The sequence below is a fragment of the Leifsonia sp. AK011 genome (genome assembly GCF_013410945.1).
In the GTDB taxonomy this organism is placed as follows: Bacteria; Actinomycetota; Actinomycetes; order Actinomycetales; family Microbacteriaceae; genus Rhodoglobus.
This window is the reverse complement of the sequence record NZ_JACCCH010000001.1, coordinates 2,948,888-2,966,582: the sequence shown is the minus strand read 5'-3', so window position 1 is coordinate 2,966,582 and position 17,695 is coordinate 2,948,888. Positions and strand designations below refer to the sequence as shown.

15 protein-coding genes are annotated in these 17,695 nt (G+C 59.6%); 3 read left to right on the top strand and 12 right to left on the bottom strand.

Features of this window, described 5'->3' with window-relative positions:
• Positions 1 to 575: 575 nt before the first annotated feature.
• From HDC94_RS14275 to HDC94_RS14265, 3 genes are all read right to left on the bottom strand, one after another.
• Positions 576 to 1,067 (bottom strand): hypothetical protein, encoded by a 492-nt coding sequence (locus tag HDC94_RS14275; RefSeq protein ID WP_179498677.1) that lies wholly within the window; start codon positions 1,065 to 1,067, stop codon positions 576 to 578.
• Positions 1,068 to 1,211: 144 nt separating this feature from the next.
• Positions 1,212 to 3,044 (bottom strand): DUF4012 domain-containing protein, encoded by a 1,833-nt coding sequence (locus HDC94_RS14270; protein WP_179498675.1) that lies wholly within the window; start codon positions 3,042 to 3,044, stop codon positions 1,212 to 1,214.
• Between the two features lie 34 nt (positions 3,045 to 3,078).
• Entirely contained in the window at positions 3,079 to 3,732 is a 654-nt protein-coding gene (locus HDC94_RS14265; protein WP_179498673.1) for a CPBP family intramembrane glutamic endopeptidase, read from the bottom strand.
• Positions 3,733 to 4,431: 699 nt separating this feature from the next.
• Here HDC94_RS14265 and HDC94_RS14945 point away from each other — a divergent pair.
• The gene (locus HDC94_RS14945; RefSeq protein WP_308495740.1) at positions 4,432 to 5,874 is read left to right on the top strand and encodes a sugar transferase; all 1,443 of its coding nucleotides are present in this window, start codon (positions 4,432 to 4,434) and stop codon (positions 5,872 to 5,874) included.
• Here the strand turns inward: HDC94_RS14945 and HDC94_RS14255 are convergent.
• Positions 5,871 to 6,929, bottom strand: a complete 1,059-nt coding sequence (locus tag HDC94_RS14255; protein WP_257021674.1) for an acyltransferase — start codon at positions 6,927 to 6,929, stop codon at positions 5,871 to 5,873. The genes HDC94_RS14945 and HDC94_RS14255 overlap by 4 nt on opposite strands.
• A gap of 451 nt (positions 6,930 to 7,380) precedes the next feature.
• Here HDC94_RS14255 and HDC94_RS14250 point away from each other — a divergent pair, with 451 nt between their 5' ends.
• Together HDC94_RS14250 and HDC94_RS14245 are read left to right on the top strand one after the other, a co-directional pair.
• On the top strand, positions 7,381 to 7,614 hold the full coding sequence (locus tag HDC94_RS14250; RefSeq protein WP_179498667.1) for a hypothetical protein: 234 nt from the start codon (positions 7,381 to 7,383) through the stop codon (positions 7,612 to 7,614).
• A gap of 5 nt (positions 7,615 to 7,619) precedes the next feature.
• Positions 7,620 to 9,038 (top strand): O-antigen ligase, encoded by a 1,419-nt coding sequence (locus tag HDC94_RS14245; protein WP_179498665.1) that lies wholly within the window; start codon positions 7,620 to 7,622, stop codon positions 9,036 to 9,038.
• Positions 9,039 to 9,159: 121 nt separating this feature from the next.
• Here HDC94_RS14245 and HDC94_RS14240 read toward each other — a convergent pair whose 3' ends face one another.
• The 8 genes from HDC94_RS14240 to HDC94_RS14205 form a co-directional block, all read right to left on the bottom strand.
• Positions 9,160 to 10,422, bottom strand: coding sequence for a hypothetical protein (locus HDC94_RS14240; RefSeq protein ID WP_179498663.1), 1,263 nt, complete (start codon positions 10,420 to 10,422; stop codon positions 9,160 to 9,162).
• A gap of 28 nt (positions 10,423 to 10,450) precedes the next feature.
• The gene (locus HDC94_RS14235) at positions 10,451 to 11,482 is read right to left on the bottom strand and encodes a glycosyltransferase family 4 protein (protein ID WP_179498661.1); all 1,032 of its coding nucleotides are present in this window, start codon (positions 11,480 to 11,482) and stop codon (positions 10,451 to 10,453) included.
• A 1-nt stretch (position 11,483) separates the two neighbouring features.
• A complete protein-coding gene (locus tag HDC94_RS14975) occupies positions 11,484 to 12,482 on the bottom strand; it encodes a glycosyltransferase (protein WP_374757284.1) in 999 nt (332 codons plus the stop codon).
• A gap of 215 nt (positions 12,483 to 12,697) precedes the next feature.
• The gene (locus tag HDC94_RS14225; RefSeq protein ID WP_257021898.1) at positions 12,698 to 13,489 is read right to left on the bottom strand and encodes a glycosyltransferase family 4 protein; all 792 of its coding nucleotides are present in this window, start codon (positions 13,487 to 13,489) and stop codon (positions 12,698 to 12,700) included.
• 449 nt (positions 13,490 to 13,938) lie between these two features.
• Positions 13,939 to 15,081, bottom strand: coding sequence for a glycosyltransferase (locus HDC94_RS14940; RefSeq protein WP_179498655.1), 1,143 nt, complete (start codon positions 15,079 to 15,081; stop codon positions 13,939 to 13,941).
• On the bottom strand, positions 15,056 to 15,889 hold the full coding sequence (locus tag HDC94_RS14215) for a glycosyltransferase family 2 protein (RefSeq protein ID WP_179498653.1): 834 nt from the start codon (positions 15,887 to 15,889) through the stop codon (positions 15,056 to 15,058). Before HDC94_RS14215 ends, HDC94_RS14940 begins: the two co-directional genes overlap by 26 nt.
• A 38-nt stretch (positions 15,890 to 15,927) precedes the next feature.
• On the bottom strand, positions 15,928 to 16,116 hold the full coding sequence (locus HDC94_RS14970) for a hypothetical protein (RefSeq protein WP_257021895.1): 189 nt from the start codon (positions 16,114 to 16,116) through the stop codon (positions 15,928 to 15,930).
• 335 nt (positions 16,117 to 16,451) lie between these two features.
• A complete protein-coding gene (locus HDC94_RS14205) occupies positions 16,452 to 17,678 on the bottom strand; it encodes a glycosyltransferase (RefSeq protein ID WP_257021894.1) in 1,227 nt (408 codons plus the stop codon).
• Positions 17,679 to 17,695 lie beyond the last annotated feature (17 nt).

The following is a 17,695-nucleotide window of genomic DNA, read 5'->3' as shown; positions in this document are numbered from 1 at the left end:
ACACGCGCCCGGTGAAGTTCACCCTGGCCTCACCCCCGTTGAGAGCGCGTCCAGGCGAGGCTATTCATGCGGACGTGAGCAGCCAGATACTGCTCGCGAAAAGAAACACAAAGGTGCATCGCGTCACTTGCCCCCAGCCGGTGGCGCGATGCCCGTGTGGCATCCGCCCCCAGTGCCGGGAAGTGCGGGCACCCTCGGGCCCGAAGGGGGAGTACGCCCGCGCTTCTCAGAATCGCTGCTTACCAGCTCTGCGTCTGCGGGCTATGGGCTGCCCACCAATGCGTACGCCACAAGTAGCGCTGTTGCTGTGCCAACGAGGATGATGGCCACCAGGCCCCATACTCGCTGACGACGCTTTCGCGCCAGGTATTTGTCTGCTTCTTCATAACGCCCACGGCGTGCCATCAGTCCCCTTTGGCGCGCGACAGAGCGGGTAAGACGCGACGCCGCGTCCATACTTTCACATCGAAAAAACCTCAGGCAGAGCCCCGTTGTGGGGGTACAAAACCACCAGCGGTTAACACATGAAGCGGGCCACCCCCGGAGGGATGGCCCGCTTCACTTGGTGCGAAGTATTACGCGTGCGTGTGTGCGCGGTTGCGGCGGACCTGGAGCGCCATGACGAGCGCCGTGCCAACCAGGAGTGCGCCGATGGCCCCCCAGATCACGAGTGCGGAGAGCTCCGATCCCGTGTTCACGAGCCCACCGGGGCCGGTCGTTCCGCCGGAGTCTGCCGGCGTTACCGTGATCGCGGCGCTGCCGATGTTGCCTGACACCTCACCCACGGCCGTGACCGTGTAGGTGCCCTGCGCGTTCGACGGAAGCACGAACTGCACTGCGACCGCACCGGCTGCGTCAGCCGTGCCGGTGGTCTCGAGCGTGCCCATCTGGCTGCCCAGGGCAGCGAGCGACGGTGTCGGTTCGCCGGTGATGGTGAACGTGACCGGCTCACCCGGGAAGAAGGATCCGTCGGTGAATGTAACCGTCACAACACCACCCGGTACGAACGACCCGGTGACGATGATGTTGGATTCAGGTACGTAGTCCGCATTCGCGGCTGCAGGCATTGCGAAGACTGCTGCGGTTACAAGCGCGGCAATTGCCAGAGCTTTCTTAAACATTGTTAAAACCCCCAGAACGGTTTTTTTGATTCGTCGCACCGTCGAGACGACTTAAGTACTGCTTACCCACCAACCACTATAGGCGAATTCTCAGCAAGTTAGCGAGTGTTGCTCTGTTACAGGTAGGTAAATACCGGGTGTAGGAACGATCACTATTTTGTCCCCCGCGGACGGCTTGAGCAGCATGGTGTATCGAACCGTGCGTGACTCTTGGGGCGCCAACTCGACGGACAACTGACTCACGATGTACTTGCTGTCCTTCGCCTGGTGGGCGCCAATCTCTGTGAATGAGCCATCCGCACCCCTCTCCTGGGTGCCCTGATTAATCGAGCCAGGGGGTGCGTACAACGCGAGCACTGTCTTGATATTGCCGGGTGTTGTTCCGAAGGAGCCTCCACCGGTGATGTGGGTAGGAAGCGAGCCATCCGCTGGGCTTGTATTGGTCAGGGTGACGTCTACTTGCACGGCACGTCGCCCATCGTTTCGGCAGACGGCGTCTCCCACCGAGATCGTGCGCTCGAGATACCAGTCCATCTTCGAACCGGTGCCGTCGTTGAAGTACAAGCCGAGTCTTGTCGTTTCGTCGTCGCTGTGGGGAAGCCCTCCCGCTAGCGTGGTTCCCTCGAGCGTTCTCTCCTGTGTAGCGTCGGGGAACCACATCAAGATCCGACGCTCGGCTCCGCCCCGGGCGAAGGCTTCGATCATCTGCGTCGGGTCTGCTCCACCCCCGACCACCGCTTCGAAAACGGCTGAGGTTGCCGATGCAAAAAAGGCATCTTGGTCGACGGGATCTGGATATTTCCAGTAGACGTCATTCAAGAGAGTTTGAGCCGCGTTATCCGAGTTGAGGCTTAGGCCGCCCGCAATCTCGATCGGGCCGGTGGCCTCCAGCAAATAGGACAAAGCGATGGGATCCACGGCAATTACACCGTCCACCTCAGTGCCGTACTCGTCGGCCCACATCTCGCGCGCGAGCGAGCCCGACAAAGGGAAGTGCGGCGTTAGAGTCACGTCGAGAATGTACTCACCGACGATTGCTCCGTACAAACTTCTAGTGTCCTCGGGCACTTCAATAGGGGTCGCGCCCGACTTGAAGAAGTTCGCGCCTGGCGTTTGTTGCACTAGTTCGAGGCGCCCATTGCTCGCCGATATCAGAGCTAGCGCACCAACTACGCCTCCGCCTGATCGGAGTTCTGCCGGGTTCTGAAAGAGCACTAGGTAATTCCGAGGCCCCTCCGCGCCGAGCATCGTCGGTAGGAGCTCGAGCGAGTTATCCAAGGTCGCTGCAGCTGCAGCAACCTCGTCAATAGACTTTTGGAGTAGATCGGCGGCATCGCGAAGGCTGCCGATCACGTCGTCTCGCCGGATGCCATGAGCTTTAACCTGCGCGCGCTCAATTGCATTCGCGGCTACCCGCACGGTGGGTGCGGCGTCGATCAGGGGCTGGAGAGCGATCGTGTGATCTACCGGCCTAAAGTCGCCGGGGTTGAGCTTTCCGGCGAGTTCCGTGAGAGGCCCGACCCCATCCTGTGCGAGATCATCGACCACCTCAGTGAGCTCGCGCACCACGCGAAGATTCGAGCCCGCCCAGGGAACAAATTCCGTTGCTCTCCAGACGAAGTCGCTCGTCAATGATCGGGCGGAGGCAGAATGCTGCTGGAAGGTCGCCAGCGTTGCAGCCGCTCCTTCGGTGTCGCCGTCGATGACCTGTTGCTGGATGCGACTGGCGAGAGGAACGGCGGCTTCTAGCTCGCCCTTGGCCAGGTATCCGCGTATGCCAACCCACCCACCGATTGCGACGACTACCGCCAGGACACCGACGATGATCCAGGGCCACGTCCGCTTCTTGCGCCGACCGCCGGTCGTCCTCCGCACGGTGTGGCGCGCAAGCCCGGGTTGATGAGCTGGCCCCCTGTCAGTCATCCAGTCATTCAATCAGAGTCAAGCGCAGTGAGACCTACACCACCAGCAAGAGAAGTAGCCCGGCATTGAAAGTGACGTGAGCGATGATCGGTGCACCGATTCGTCCCGTGGCAAGTGCGAGACCGCCTGCCCCGAGCCCCAACACCGTGGCACTCGTGAAAGCGACCAAGCCGTCGCGCACGTTGTTGACGCCGATCGCGTGGGGCAGCGCGAACATCAGGGCTGCAAGAAACACCGCTGCGACGGATGCTTCGGTACCTTTGCCCGGCCGTTTCAGCGCCATGAGGAGTGTTCCTCGAAAGAAGAGCTCTTCAACGATGGGCGCGATCAGGAGTGGCGCGATCACTGCGATCACGACCCAAGACACCACGATGGCAACGCTTGCTCCGGTGGGGGCGATGAAGCTCGGCGCGACGATGGTGCCGCGGATCGCGAACTCGATGAGCGCCGCCAGAGTGCGCAGCAGAAATCCCATTCCGAGGCCCAGAAGAACGTCAAGAAGGCTCACCCGCCACGCGATGGGATGACTACCGCCCCATCGTCGAACGCGAACGACGAGAACGGCCGAGAGGAGCGGGATCCAGAAGAGCAGATAGCTGACAAGTGCCGCGAATGTCGGGTCGACGTTTCCGCGCCCCGTCTCGACCCAGAGCAGAGAAAGAGCTACTGCGGCAACGATCGCTCCCACCGAAACAGGGAGGTCGACCCTGGGCCATTGAGGCTCGCGTGCATCATCACCACCGCCCGCCATGGTCAAACACTAGAGGGGTGTGAGTCCGCGGGCCACCGCCGAACTAGCTCGGCCCAGAGGTCAACGCAAGTACGACGAGCGCGACCGTGGCCAGACCTACGAGCACTACGGCAACAATTCCCACCGTGCGCATGGTTCGTTGTCGCTGCAGATATTTGTCGGCATCGCCGTGGTGTGATCGTGCCATTTTTCCCTCTTGACTGGCCGAACAAGCTACGCCGGCTGGGTGTGTGCGTGGGGTGGAGAGGTGTGCTCACTGGAAACACGGAAACGACAATTCGGGAAGTCGCCCCGTTGGGGCACTCAAACAGCCTGTCAGAACGACTTGTCTGCTTCAGGCGCCGAGAGCACCCCAGTTCGGGGGCATGGCGATGCTTGCGCATGCTTCGGTCGCTGGCTAGCGTGGCCGTATTGGCCGGGGGGACACCGTGCTTCGGGGTTGGGTGTGCCAGTCGGCTCTTCGACGGCGCCGCAGCTATCAGGGAGCACCACCATGAATTCGCCTCGTTTGGTATGCCACGAATGGACAGCGTGGCCATGCCGGTCGATATGATCGACACCAGCCGCAGCGTTGGGGCCACAGGGACGCCGGGCGAGGGGCTCGATCGCCCTGCGACTCATGAAGGCGATGCGACCGTGACGTTTGAGCCAGGCAGTACTACAGCGCGTGAATGGACGCGTCAGTACGCCGTGCAGCTCGCGCTCACCGATCTCATCGTCGTAATTGCCGTTGTACTCGGGACCCAGTTTGTCTGGTTCGGGATCGATCACCCGAGCCAGGCCTGGATGATCCAATCGTGGGTCATCTCTGGTGTGCTCGTGCTCGGCTGGGTCGCAGTGCTCGCAATGTACGGCACTCGTGACAGTCGCGTCATCGGCGCTGGTTCCAACGAATACAAGCGCATTGTCGATGCCTCGCTACTCCTCCTGGCGATCGTCGGAGTAATCACGTTCTTTGCCCAGCTGGAGCTCTCCCGCGGCTACTTCATCTTCGCGCTGCCCGTGGGCCTCCTGGCGCTCCTGCTATCGCGCCTCGCTTGGCGTAAGTGGCTTGCCGCCCAGCGGCGACGCGGACGCTACACCTCGCGGGTGTTGCTAGTCGGGTCAAGAGCGAGCGTTGTCGCGATCGCCGACGACTTAAGACGCCAGCCGCAGGCTGGCTACCTCGTTGTTGGCGCGTGCACGCCGGGCTCGGAAATTGCCGGCTACCTCCCCGATAGTGACGTCCCTGTATCGACCAACCTCGAGCAACTCCACAAGGCGCTGGCGGCGACGGGTGCGGACACAGTAGTGGTGACGAGCAGTGACGAGTTGCCACCACAGCGCATCCGCGAGCTCAGCTGGTCGCTGGAGCCCGGTCGCCAGCACCTCGTCGTGGCCCCGAGCCTCACCGATATCGGTGGCCCGCGCATCCACATGCGACCAGTTGCCGGACTCCCGCTCATTCACGTCGAGACGCCGCGATACGAAGGGCTTACTCGTTTCGGAAAGCGCGCATTCGACGTGATCTCCTCGAGCGCGCTCATCATCCTGCTATCGCCCGTGCTCATCGCGATCACGCTCATCGTGCGCCTCAGCACTCCGGGACCGGTGTTGTTCCGACAGGAGCGCGTTGGGTTGAACGGAAAGCACTTTGAGATGCTGAAGTTCCGCTCCATGGTCATCGACGCCGAAGCTCGCCTGGCGGAACTCCAAGAACAGCAGCGGACAGAAGGCAACTCCGTGCTCTTCAAAATGAAGGATGACCCGCGCGTAACCCCGATCGGGCGCGTTCTCCGTCGCTACAGCCTCGACGAACTACCTCAACTCTTCAATGTCTTCGGTGGCAGCATGTCGCTAGTGGGTCCGCGCCCGCCGCTCGAGCGCGAGGTTGCGATCTACGAGAACCACGTGCATCGCCGCTTCCTGGTGAAGCCCGGTATCACCGGACTGTGGCAGGTGAGCGGGCGGTCGAACCTCTCGTGGGAGGACAGCGTGCGCCTCGACCTGTACTACGTCGAAAACTGGTCGATTACTGGTGACTTGCTAATTCTGTGGCGCACCGCGAGAGCAGTCGTCGCAAGAGACGGCGCCTACTAGCTTTTCGGATCCGCACCTAAGCCTTCGTCCAAGGAGACTGGCCGAGGTGCGGAGAAGCGCGACTTAAGGCGAAGGATGGGGCGCTCGAAGTACCTGAACGACAGCCAAGCCACGAGGATCGCAGCGCCCAGTGCGGCGCCGCGTTGCCACCCTCGCAGCGGCTCCCCGTCGATCCTCAGGTTCAGAAACACGATGTGCCATAGGTACAGGCCGTAGGAGATCTGGCCGAACCATCTCAAAATCCTCGATTCAAGAAAACTCGTGCCCGGGGCAGCCGTCAAGAGAACGATTGCAAGACAAACCGTGATCAGAGTAATCCAGTTGCGTGCTACCCAAGAGTTTGACGTCAGAAAGCCGACGAGCACTGGTATTCCGGCAAGCGCCGCGGTGGAAGCGAGCGCAAGGATGGTGGACCCGCGACCTTGAAGCCTCCCGTACAACACCGTTGCGAGTGAGCAACCTGCCAGGAGGGCGAAGGCGTTCGTATCAGGAGCGAAATACACACGCTCCGGACCGTAGAGAAACATCGAGACGACTCGCCACGCCAATGCTAAACCGGCAACTATGGTGACGCTCGCAATCAGGGGGACCCGTCGGGCGCTAAGCGCGATCAGCGCTATAAGTGCCACCGGCCAAACTAGGTAGAACTGTTCTTCAACCGCCAGAGACCAGGTGTGATCAAACAGGAATCCGCTGGACCCCATCGCCATCATAAAATCTCGAAGGTACAGAAGAGTCGGAACGGCGTCGAGCCAGTAGTTCTCGATTTCCGCTTGGCCTGTGGCCGCGTAAAGGACCCAAGCTCCCGTGACCGCCAAGAGCAGAGCAGGATAAAGGCGGAGCGCCCGTCGGGCGTAGAAAGGCAGCAGTCGGATCTGGCCGGTTTGCGCATCTTCCATGAGAAGCAGACTCGTAATGAGATACCCGGAGAGGACGAAGAAGACCGTGACCCCTGTCGGACCGGCAAACTCCAACCTCGACGCCGAAGCGTGTGCTCCGAGGACGAAGAGAATCGCCATTCCTCGTACCCCGTCGAGCGCAGGGACGTGCTTCATCCTTTGCCCCACAGCACGACGCGCTTGCGTTCGAATTTTCCACACCGAGGGTTCGCGATGCAGCAGCTCCTGGCGCATCTACGCGGCGATCGACCAAGACACTCGGTCATCCAGAAGTGCCCCCGCGATCGATCAAGCAACTGAATGTCGCAGCCATGGCTCAAGTGCGCCGCCCCCCGTTTAGAACGGAATTGCGTCCAGGTCCGCGAGTGGACGCCAACTCCGCAGATAACTGAACTTCCCCCGGACATTCTGCAGCTTATATGAGCGGGAGGAATCAAGACCCTCATATACAGACGCGCGCCGCGAGCCGCGGACAGAGCGCGAAATCTGCGTGAATTGTTCAGTCTGGATAATGGAAAGCACACGAGATCGGAGCATGCCGCGTGTACTGTCACCAATGGGGCCGCTCCTCGTGACTGTGGGGAGCGCAACTCTGAAGGTGGGGGCTATGAGAATACTGGAGAGGCAGGCCGTTTGGTCTGAGTCCGCGGGCGATTTAGAAGACGGTGCCTTGTCCTTCACGACCGAAGACGGCACCGGCATCAGTGAGCGCTCCAATGTCTCGTGGAAAGACACTGATCGGCTCGATCTTAATAACGCAAAGAACTGGGCAAGCATGGGCGATTTGCTTATCCGCCGTCGAACCGCGGGAGCGGCGCTAGCCAGCGAGAAGGCGTATTAATTCGAATGCGGCCCCTCCCAGAAGTACGTGGTTCCACCGTCGCGGCGGAGGGCAAAGGCGACCCCGCCATCCGAAGGGTACTGCCTCGTGGGCCTCAAGAAACCCGAGGTAATTCGCGGGATCGGCGCTCCCAGATTCTCACCAATGTAAGCCTTCTCTATGTCCATTTATGGGTCCTTGAAGGCGCATTCCGCAAGTGGGTTCCTGGCCTCGACGATGTTTTTTACGTCGCTCGTGATGGCCTATTAGTTGTCTGTTTGTTGCTCGTCGCGATGCAATACCCCGCGAAAGAGGGGCGGGCCAAGGGGACTATTTTCTGGACCGCAGTCTGGGCTTTCGGCATGTTCGTTGGAGTTCAGGTGATGGTCGAGATACTCGACCCCATCGTTGCTATCGCAGGCCTACGCAACTACATCGCGCCGCTACTCTTGATTTACGTCGTTTGGAGGAACCAACTCGCGGACTTCTGGAGTCGCGCCACCTGGATTCTGATCATCTACGCGCCAATCCAAGCCGCGATCGTGGTGGTGCAGGTCTTAACTCCCACCTCCAGCTATATCAACGCTCAAGTGGGCGGTACCGAGGCCACCTTCACTACGTCCGGCGGAATCGTGCGAGCCGCAGGCACGTTCAGCTCGGCTCTCGGGCTGACTACATTTGTCACTTTAGCCCTCGCCATATCCCTCGGCGTCGTCATGTCAGGGGAACGAGGTAAGCGGCTGGCGGGTGCCGTGGTCGCCCTTTTCTCCTGTTTTCTGGCAATCGCATTGGGTGGTTCGCGCGGGGCAATCCTCAACGCTGCGATCGTCATCATAGCGATCCTCCTTCAGCAGGTGTTCGCTGGTCGACGTGCTTCTTTCAGTCGCACACTAGGAGTCGGAGCTCTACTCCTCGCTGGGTGGACGTTCGTGAACATCACTCTTACTCAAGTGCTTGTGGCCTTTGGTACTCGTTTCGAGAACGCCTCGCGATCTGAAGATCCCCTGCAGCGCATTCTGGTGCAGACTTTTGGGGCACTCGCCGAGCAGCCGCGTTTGCTCGGCGAGGGTGCTGGCGCCCACAGCGCGTTTGGCATAAACCTGGGGTCGGCTGTGCCGTGGGTTGAGGACGACTACGTGCGTTGGGTGGTAGAGCTTGGGCTGCTCGGCTACATTCTCGTTTTCGCAAGGCTCATACTCGCGATTGCAATACTTGCGACGATGATTGCTCGAGTCGGCCAGTTGCACCCCGTGCAGGTCGGCACGATGACCGTACTCCTTATGACGCTGGCTTTCGGCTCTATAACGTCCTTGCCGACTACTCAGGGACTGTTCGGGATATGCTGCGCCATTCTCATATCGATGTCGACCGACAGGAGCTCAGTCTCAACTTGGGGCGTCGACCCCGAGCCAAAGGAGCTGTCAATGGACGTCCGCCGGCACTAGCAAGGATGAGTCCAAAAACTTGTGTCGATTGGGCGCAGCGGGATTACCGGCCAGGCAGCAGATGCTGTTAGACCCGCACCTGCAATTCAACTCAACCTAGTGTCATAGCCCTCCCGCGATGCTAAGCGCGCAGTTTCCGATAGCCCGCCAAGGCGCAAGCGACCTGAGTGGTGAGGGTAGCAATCCCCTGAGTCGCCATGAAGAGAGCTGCCCCCGTAGATGTATCCAGGTCGAAGACGAAGACTCCGAGGGCTACCCATCCCACCATCAGAGGCAGAAGCAACCACGAAAGCTGCACCCACCCGCGCGAGTAGTTGAATGTGCGAAGGGCCACAGCGAGGTTTATTAGCGCCGAGCCCGCGGCGATAATCACTAGTTGCGTTTCGAGACCTGAATACTGAGGCCCGAGGAGCCAGATCAATTGGGGCGAGAGTATCCAAGCTGCGAGGACGAAGAGCGCTGCGAGCACGAGGTATGACCCCACGATTGCGGCTAGCACCCTCAGTAGCCGGTGCCGAGTTGGGGCCGCGCGGGCGGCTATGCCGGACCCGATATCGGTAACGGCTGCGTTCAACAGAACGAACACAAGAGCAAACCTGGACAGAGCTGCCACTTCGGCCAATGTGTCAGGAGTTCCGAGGATGGATAAAAGCAGGAACAGTACTTGACCCTGGGCCACCACCAGCAGTGTCGAAGGCATCGTGTGCTTCAGGTTTGCACCGATCATCGACGCCAAGTGTGGACTGTAGACGCCAGATGCGGGGACTTGCGATCGGAAGTATCGTCGCACCAACAACATCTCAATGACTGCGGCGACCACACTGACCAGTAGGTACGGCAGCAGGGTGTCGAAACCAAGAGAGCTGAGTGCAAGGACCAACACCACTCGTGCGACTGCGGCGACGAGCGAGTAGATCTGGATCCTCACCGCCGCACCTGCGAGTCGCAAGTAGTTCTGCGAGATCCCCTTTGCGACTGTGGGCCAGAATGACGCAACGGCTATCGCCGCATACACTAACGAGTCCCCGACAGTGGCTCCGTTCCTAATCAAGATGAAGATCAGGAGTGGTGCCGAGAGGAGCGAAACTCCAGCGCCAATCCAGGCGCGATACCTTCCCGCCGTCGTGAAAAGAGCGGCGATTCGATCCTTCGATCGGAAAACCCGCGAGCCTACTGAAAGTAGGGTCGACGAAACACCCCCATCGGATACCAGAATCATCGACGCGATGATTGCTGCAATAGCCGCGTACTGTGCGTAGGAGGGCTTGTCCAGGGTGCGAACCACGAGCAGGCCCGTGATGAAGCCGAGAACCTGCACGAGGATCTGGACCGAGACGAAGCGACTTAGTAGCTTCAGCCAAGCGCTCGAGCGAGGCTGCGTCATGTTCGAGCTGGACTAGAGGGGGGCATGCTCATGCGCGTACTGCCTTGGAGATCTCCTCGAAGTAGCTATCGGCCATCGTCGCGGCCGTGTGCTTCAAGAGGTGGCCGGGCGCTAGGCCACGTAGCCGACTCATTTCCTCGTCGTCGTGGACAAGCCGACGAATTGCATCCGATAAGTCGGCTTCGTCTCCGTTCCGCACAGTTACTCCCGCATCTCCGACTGCACCTCCTAGTCCGCCCCCTTCCGAAACTATGGGCACACAGCCACAGGCCATGCCCTCGAGTGCGACGATTCCGAACGGCTCATCCCACACCGAGGGAACCACCATAATGTCGTGGCGATTCAGGATTTCTACCAACTCAGGCGCTGTGCGAGGGCCGGAGAACTCGACGATACTCTCGATTCCCAAGTCCTTGGCAAGAGTGCGAAGGCTCTGCTCCTCGGGTCCTGAGCCGACGATGGTCACGGGGATGCGTAGGCCCTCAATTGCCAACCTTCCGATGGCGCGGAGGAGGACTGAGGCGCCTTTACTCGGCACAAGCCTGCCCACAAACACCAAGCTTCCTCGAGTTCGCTCGACACCTTGAGTGATCCGAAACACACCGTCGCGATAGGCGTTCGGGATCACCACGGATTGCGTGCGTAGGTGGTCTGCAATAGCTGGGCTGATTGAGATTACTCGGGCGGTCTTCAGGAGCAGGTGCTTGACGCGGTCACGAACGGAAAGGGATCCGTCGTTCCGGCGGATCCACGTTCGCACCGCGATCACCCAGGGGCGCCTATACAGCGCCAAAGGCCAAGCGAACTGGAGACAGATGTTGTTGTGAAAGACAACATCGCTATTCCGGACTGCGCGCATCAAGGCCGAGGCTGAGGGTCTTCTCAGAACTTCGTAGGTTCGCTCGCTGTCGGGCGAGGGATCGGACTCCCCAATTACCGAATGCGTGACAAGAGTTACGGAGTTTCCTCTCGCGGCAAAATCCTTCGCAAGCAACGCAGACATCGTCTCGATGCCGCCCAGATCCGGGTGGAATTTGTGGCTGAAGACTGTGATATTCAAGTCATTGTCCAATCTGGGGATCGGTATAGATCGAATCGAGCGCGGACGATGCCCGTTCCCAAGACATGGCGTTTACTGCCGCAAGTCCGTCGCGTCGCCGAGTCTCGTCATCGATGGAAGAGTCATTCGCCAGAACGGCCTCGCACCAAGCTTGCACGTCCCGCCCGACTAACACAGTCCTAAGGTGCGCTGGAATGTACTCTGTCGCGCCCATAGTGTCGCTCGCTATCAACCGAAGCCCGTGTCCGATGCCTTCCCAGGCAGCGAGACCGAAGGACTCCACTGAGGGGGATAAAAGGGCGCTGGCCGTTGAATAGAGCTCACGTAGCGCCTCTCGGCCGAGAATTCCCCGATATGCCACATTCGGAAACTGTCGCAACCACCGTTGTACTTCCGCAGAAGCGGGCCCGGCGACGACCAGTCGATAGGGCTGCCCAAGAGAGGTGATAGCTGCGACTGCGACGTCGATGCCCTTGAAAATGTTGCCCCTGCCGACGTACAGGAACAAATGGGGATCACGTCTACGCGCGGTCTGCGGTAACTGACTGCCAAGCCCGATCGGTGCGACCGAGACTTTCAATGGATCAAATCCTCGGCTTAGGAACGACTCGCGCGCCACCTCCGAGTAGACCAAGATTCGGTCTGCTCGGCTGTACTCCTCCTCGAGAATCGCCCCAATGGGATCGGGTACTGCGTTCTCTGGGAAGTCGAGATTAGGTTCGAGGGGACTCTCGTAGACAGCGTGATGGAAATTCCTCCGCTCACATATGCTGAGCGCGAAATCGGTCTGTCGTAGCGATCTGTACCCGAGGCCCTCGATAAAATGAAACACGTCGGCGCGAGGTGATATGCGCGCTACACGCCGCGCATACTGACTCGTCACGAATCGGATATCCCGCGGCCCATGACTCCAAGGCGTTCGGGCAATTGCGGGAAGTAAAAACTGTGAAAGACCGAACGAGTGCCGCCGTCCCGAAAGGCCTATCCTGTCATCCACCATTCGGCGTTTCACGAGATCCACGAAGCGCCGAGGTATTCCGAGCCGCCGCAGGGAAGACACTTGGTTGGGAGTGACCTCGAAACGTGTCACCAGGGACACCGGGTCGAAGTGCCGCGATGCCGCGGCTATCACGTGGCCATAGTGCGCGACGTTGCTTGCATGGAGGAACGATAATTGCCGGTCCGGCCTAGGTGACGTGCTTTCCTTCGCGCTCATCAACTTGTCGCTGACGCATCGAACTGCGACATCACCGATTCGATCCCATCCGAGAGTCGAGCTGATGTCGTCTGTGGGAGATAATCCCTCTTGATAGCGTCCTGCCCTGAGGACAGCCGACTCGCGTCATCGCCACTCGTGAGTACGCGTGTTAGTAGTGCGACTATCGAATCGATCTGATCGCTGTCCACCAGGTGCCCGGTTGCTTCGTTGACCAGTTCCGGAATTCCACCCACCGGGGTGACTATAACCGGAACTCTTAGCCACATAGCTTCCAAGATCGCTACTGGAAGCCCGTCTCCTTTCCACTTGCCGGTTCTCTCGTCGATCACGGTTTTTGGAAGGAGGAGAAATGCATCGGCCTTTTGAAGGGTGTCCAACGTCGATGAATGTGGGAGGGCGCCAAGGAGATGGACATCGAGATTCGGGGTGGCTTTAGCCCAAGCTGCGATATCGGGCAAGAGCGGACCACCGCCCACTATGGTCCATCGGACGCCTTGCATCTGTTCCGACACCAGGCTCATCACGCTCATCATTTCTGCGAAGCCTTTCGTGTCAATGAGGCGCGCGACCGTAACGACGTTCCGGCCAAGAGGAGGTGTGGGGGAAGACCCAGGGGCGGGGAGGTCAACTACGCACGGAACCCACAAAGTTGGTAGGTCTGGATGGTGTTCTAGTAGCGCTGCTTCGATGGCTCTGCTAGCGCAACGGAATAAAGCGAAGTGGCTCAAGAATTCGGCCGTTCGCTCGCCTTCGCTTACCTGCGCGTCTGCCGCGTGCACGGTGACCATCGCACGCCCTCGGTGGAGCGTGGCGATCCTCGCCACTTCAGCCGGACGCGCCAAAAAGTGCGCGTGAACTAGGACATCCTGTGATCCCAGCTTCTGGATCAGCCAACGGAGCCGAAGCCCGTGGGCCAGCCCAAAGAGCGTGCGGGCTGGACTAGACAACGAAACCCGGGACTTCCTGCTGAACGGATAGACGACGGCGGCGACAATCACCCAGGGTGCCAACCCCCACGTTCGAACCGGCCGACCTATGTGCGGCGCAGCGGGTTCTAGATCTACGGGGGGCACCCGAAGGGAATAGGAGTAGACGTTGTAACCGAGTCGTCGCATCTCCTTTATTTCCGAAGTAACGAATGTCTCGGAGTACGACGGATGCGAAGTGCTCACGTAAACGAGAGTCGTCATACTGCCGTCCTTTCGTAGTCTTGGCGTTGTCAAGTGTTCCGTTGGCTTCAGCGAGGAGATTGGAGGGCGTCCATCCAGCGTGAAGCCACTGCTTCCCAGCTGAAGAGCCGAATAGCGTCGTTGCGGACAGCCTGCCGGCGACCGCCATAGTCATTCGCGACTAGTTCGATCGAGTTCGCGAGGGCTGTCGCTGAAAGTGAGGAAACAAGTTCGCGACTCTCCACACTTAGCATCGATGCCGCAGCTACAGCTGCTGACGACACGACGGGAACTCCGTGGGCCGCAGCCTCCGCCACCCCGATCCCAAAGTTCTCGTCTTCGCTTGGCAGCAGAAAGACGTCCGCCTTTGTGAACGCCATTTCTTTCTCTTCGCCCGTAACGAGACCCAGAAATCGCACGTGTTCCGTGATACCCAGCTCGATGACCTGATCATGCAGCGCATCGACTACGTGAGAGTCGCCGTCGCCGGCGATGTCGAGTTGAACCCGAACGCCTCGCGATAGTAGAACGCCAGCAGCTGCGATGCAGAGATCAACTCGTTTCTTCGGAGCAAGTCGTGACATCGTCAGTAGTGAGATCGGGTCCCCAATCGGAGACAACGAAGGCGTGCTGGGTATCCGCGTCCCCACCCCCGTCACTCTCGCGCTTACGCGTGGAAATCTCTCGCGAAGCTCATGGGCTTCGATCTCTGACCCGGTAGCGAAAACCCAGACCGAGCGACGCATCCACCAACCTGCCAGCAATTCAAACGCCGCTTTCTTCCGACGCGAGAACTTCTGCTGATGGGATGTCAGAGAACCGTGTGGCATCAGCGCGACGCGGACACGAAACAAGCGCGCGATGCCCACGAAGATGGGTACCCACCACAGGAAGTACCCGTGGACAATTAGCGAATCCGCATTGCGAAGGCGACTGACCAGATGCCAGAAACTCACCGAGTCGTGGCTGGCGCCAGAAGAACCCATTCCTAGTGGTCTCGGATCCTGGATAGCGAGATTGGAGCGAATGTGGTCATGGACCAATCCCAGCTCCCCATTCATCGAGACCAGCTGGACGCTGATACCGGGTATGGCGTTGAGTGCCTGATTCAGTTCGAAGGCATTCCGGGCCGGTCCTCCGTCAGCTGCGCCAAGGCTATTCGCGAGTTGCAGGATCTTGCTGTCTCTATTCAACGCTGCGCCGCTTCTCACGAACCTTCACGCCGATCTGCCAGTAGTACATGGAAAGTGCCACCGTGTAATCAAAGCCGGCGCGACCGTCCAAAAACCCGAGTCTCCCAAAGTACGAATAGAGGAAGAAAACCAAAGGTTTGAAGGGCACCCGATCAAAGAATGCTCCCTTCGCCGTGCGCTTCGATGCGATGTCTCGTCGCGCTTCCTCGTTGAGACGGAGGTGGGCTTCCCAATCGGAATAGCGGTTGTGGCGTTCGAACCAGCTGCTCACAGGATCTTGGTCGTCGTGAAGCAGACGACCGCGAAGTGACCCAAGGGGCCCCTCAGCTACCGGCTGATAGTGGCCCTCGACCTCACGTATTCCGCTAGCGCCGAGGTCATCGACTACCGGGAAAGCGCTGCGGCCTGGATTCAAGAGTGACCTCTTGGTTACCCGATGGCCGAACTTGAGGAATTTGCCGGCGAATCGATAGCTCAGATGGATGTCGAAAGCGGCGTTTCTTGAAGCAGAAAGGTTGGGTGACAGAGTTCGAAGCTCGTCGACGAGTTCCGCGGAGGGATACTCATCCGCGTCGAGCAAGAGAATCCAATTGTGCCGAGGTTTACAGTTCTCGATAGCCCATTGCTTCTTCTTTGGGTATTCACCGTTCCAGGTGAAATTCACCACCTCTACTCCGGCCTCGTTCGCTAGCTCGACGGTGCGATCATCGCTGTTCGAATCAACGACGACAACCTGTTCAAACTCTCGAAGGTTCCCGAGGGTTTTCGCAATGCCCGCCTCTTCGTTCTTGGTCAGAACGACGACCGTGAGTGGAATTTTCTGCACGCTACATCCTTTGATTCGTGAGCTAGTCGTGGAGCTTCTCAGCGGACACTTGCTGGAGGTGCCAGTACCTTCGCGCCGGCGGGAACTGACTTGACAACCAGTGCTGTAGCTCCAACGACGGCGCCGGCTCCAATCGTGACACCGCGCAAGATGGTCGCGCGCGCAGCTATCCACGCGCCGTCTTCGACCACGATCGGAGCATTGTCAAACTCGAACGTGACAGACATGCTGTCGTGGCTGCCGGTGCAAAGAAATGCATCCTGCGAGATGCACACGTTTGAGCCGATCGAGATGGGCTCCAGGTTTAGCAACCATGCGTCCACCCCGATCCAGACGTTGTCCGAGATCTTCAGTTTCCAAGGCCAGTGCACTCTAACGTGCTGGCGAATCAAGACTCCTCGTCCTACGGTGGCGCCGAATGCTCGCAAGAGAGCGACTCGAATCACAGACGGACACCAGCTCCGTTCGAACGCCAGCGAGGAGGTAGCGACCCAAAGGGCTTGCCACAGAAATCCTCGCCCCTTGTCGTAACCGGCGCCACTGAAGCCCGCAAGATTGCGTGTCACGCTAGACCCCCCAGCCTCTTCGCAAAAGCAACATATCGCGCCTTGGCTTGCGTCGGTGCGTAACGAGACTCGTGCATGGCCCGAGCGCTTGCCGCAAATATAGCCGCACGGGGCGCGTCAGTCGAAAGAGCGAGTGCCGCCTCGGTAAGCGCGAAGGGATCGCCGGGCGCGATAACTATCGCAGCGCGATCTGAGGTAACGACTGAGTGCGTGATGCCTCCGGGTTCGGTAGCGGCGATTATGGGCCGAGTCGCGCTCGTGTAAGAAGTGAGTTTGCTTGGCAACGACATCTCCCTCACCCCAGGCCTCTCGTTGAGTAGAAGGGCGTCCGCTGCGGCGAGTGCTAGCGGGTACTCCTTCGCGCCGAGCGGATCCACGAAACGAAGGGTCGACAGATCCCCCGCCCGCGCTTCTAAGTCGGCACGCTGATTGCCATCGCCGACGAGGACGAAGGTGACACCTAGATTGTTCTTGGCAGAGATTCCAGCTGCTTCGATGACGGAGTCGAGCCCCTGTTTCATGCCCATGTTCCCCGTGTGAACAACGAGGAATTGGTCTTCAGGCCAACCGAGCTCCCGCCGAGCGCTACTTTTCGTCGAAGCGGAAGGGGTGATGTGGGTAAAGTTCGGAATCTCGACGACTCGCTCGGGTTCAATTCCGTTTGCAGCGAGGACTGAGCCGAACTGAGGGGTAATCACCCCAACTAGATCAGCGCTCCGCACCAGTGAGTACTCGTAGCCTGCAATCCATCGGGAGGCGCCCCTCCCCGTTGTGCCTGACTCGCCGGCGGCGTTTCCCGTGAGGTCCTGGACCAAGACACCGAGCGGTCTGCCTTTCTTGCCGTAAACCCCGGCCCCGAGCGCCGACATCGAGGGCGTCACTGCAATGACGACGTCCGACCTGTCGCGGCGGATAGTAGTCATGGCCCGAGCCAGGAAGCTCGCTTCCATTCGAGCGCGTCCGGCGAGATTCGATCTCGGTGGCACGTGGTGCCTGAGTCGGGTCACCTTGACGCCCTCGATCACCTCATCCCAGCGAGACCCCTTGAGGTAATGCTCGTCCTTCACCCGCCATTCCGGATAGTGGGGGATGCCAGTCACGACGTGAACGTCGGCACCCGCATCACGAAGTGCCTCGGCCATGGCGGTGTTGTACGGCGCAATTCCTGTGGAATCGGGCGCGTAATTGATGCCTGCGAGGCAGATTGACAGCCCATCCAACATTCCTGAGTTGCCCATCT

What these genes read in the sequence shown, in the direction of transcription:
- HDC94_RS14275 (WP_179498677.1), bottom strand. Translation starts at nt 1,067, where the DNA reads ATGCCTGCAGCCGCGAATGCGGACTACGTACCTGAATCCAACATCATC.
- HDC94_RS14270 (WP_179498675.1), bottom strand. Translation starts at nt 3,044, where the DNA reads ATGACTGACAGGGGGCCAGCTCATCAACCCGGGCTTGCGCGCCACACC.
- HDC94_RS14255 (WP_257021674.1), bottom strand. Translation starts at nt 6,929, where the DNA reads ATGAAGCACGTCCCTGCGCTCGACGGGGTACGAGGAATGGCGATTCTC.
- HDC94_RS14250 (WP_179498667.1), top strand. Translation starts at nt 7,381, where the DNA reads ATGAGAATACTGGAGAGGCAGGCCGTTTGGTCTGAGTCCGCGGGCGAT.
- HDC94_RS14245 (WP_179498665.1), top strand. Translation starts at nt 7,620, where the DNA reads ATGCGGCCCCTCCCAGAAGTACGTGGTTCCACCGTCGCGGCGGAGGGC.
- HDC94_RS14240 (WP_179498663.1), bottom strand. Translation starts at nt 10,422, where the DNA reads ATGACGCAGCCTCGCTCGAGCGCTTGGCTGAAGCTACTAAGTCGCTTC.
- HDC94_RS14975 (WP_374757284.1), bottom strand. Translation starts at nt 12,482, where the DNA reads ATGGTGGATGACAGGATAGGCCTTTCGGGACGGCGGCACTCGTTCGGT.
- HDC94_RS14225 (WP_257021898.1), bottom strand. Translation starts at nt 13,489, where the DNA reads ATGGTCACCGTGCACGCGGCAGACGCGCAGGTAAGCGAAGGCGAGCGA.
- HDC94_RS14970 (WP_257021895.1), bottom strand. Translation starts at nt 16,116, where the DNA reads ATGTCTGTCACGTTCGAGTTTGACAATGCTCCGATCGTGGTCGAAGAC.
- HDC94_RS14205 (WP_257021894.1), bottom strand. Translation starts at nt 17,678, where the DNA reads ATGTTGGATGGGCTGTCAATCTGCCTCGCAGGCATCAATTACGCGCCC.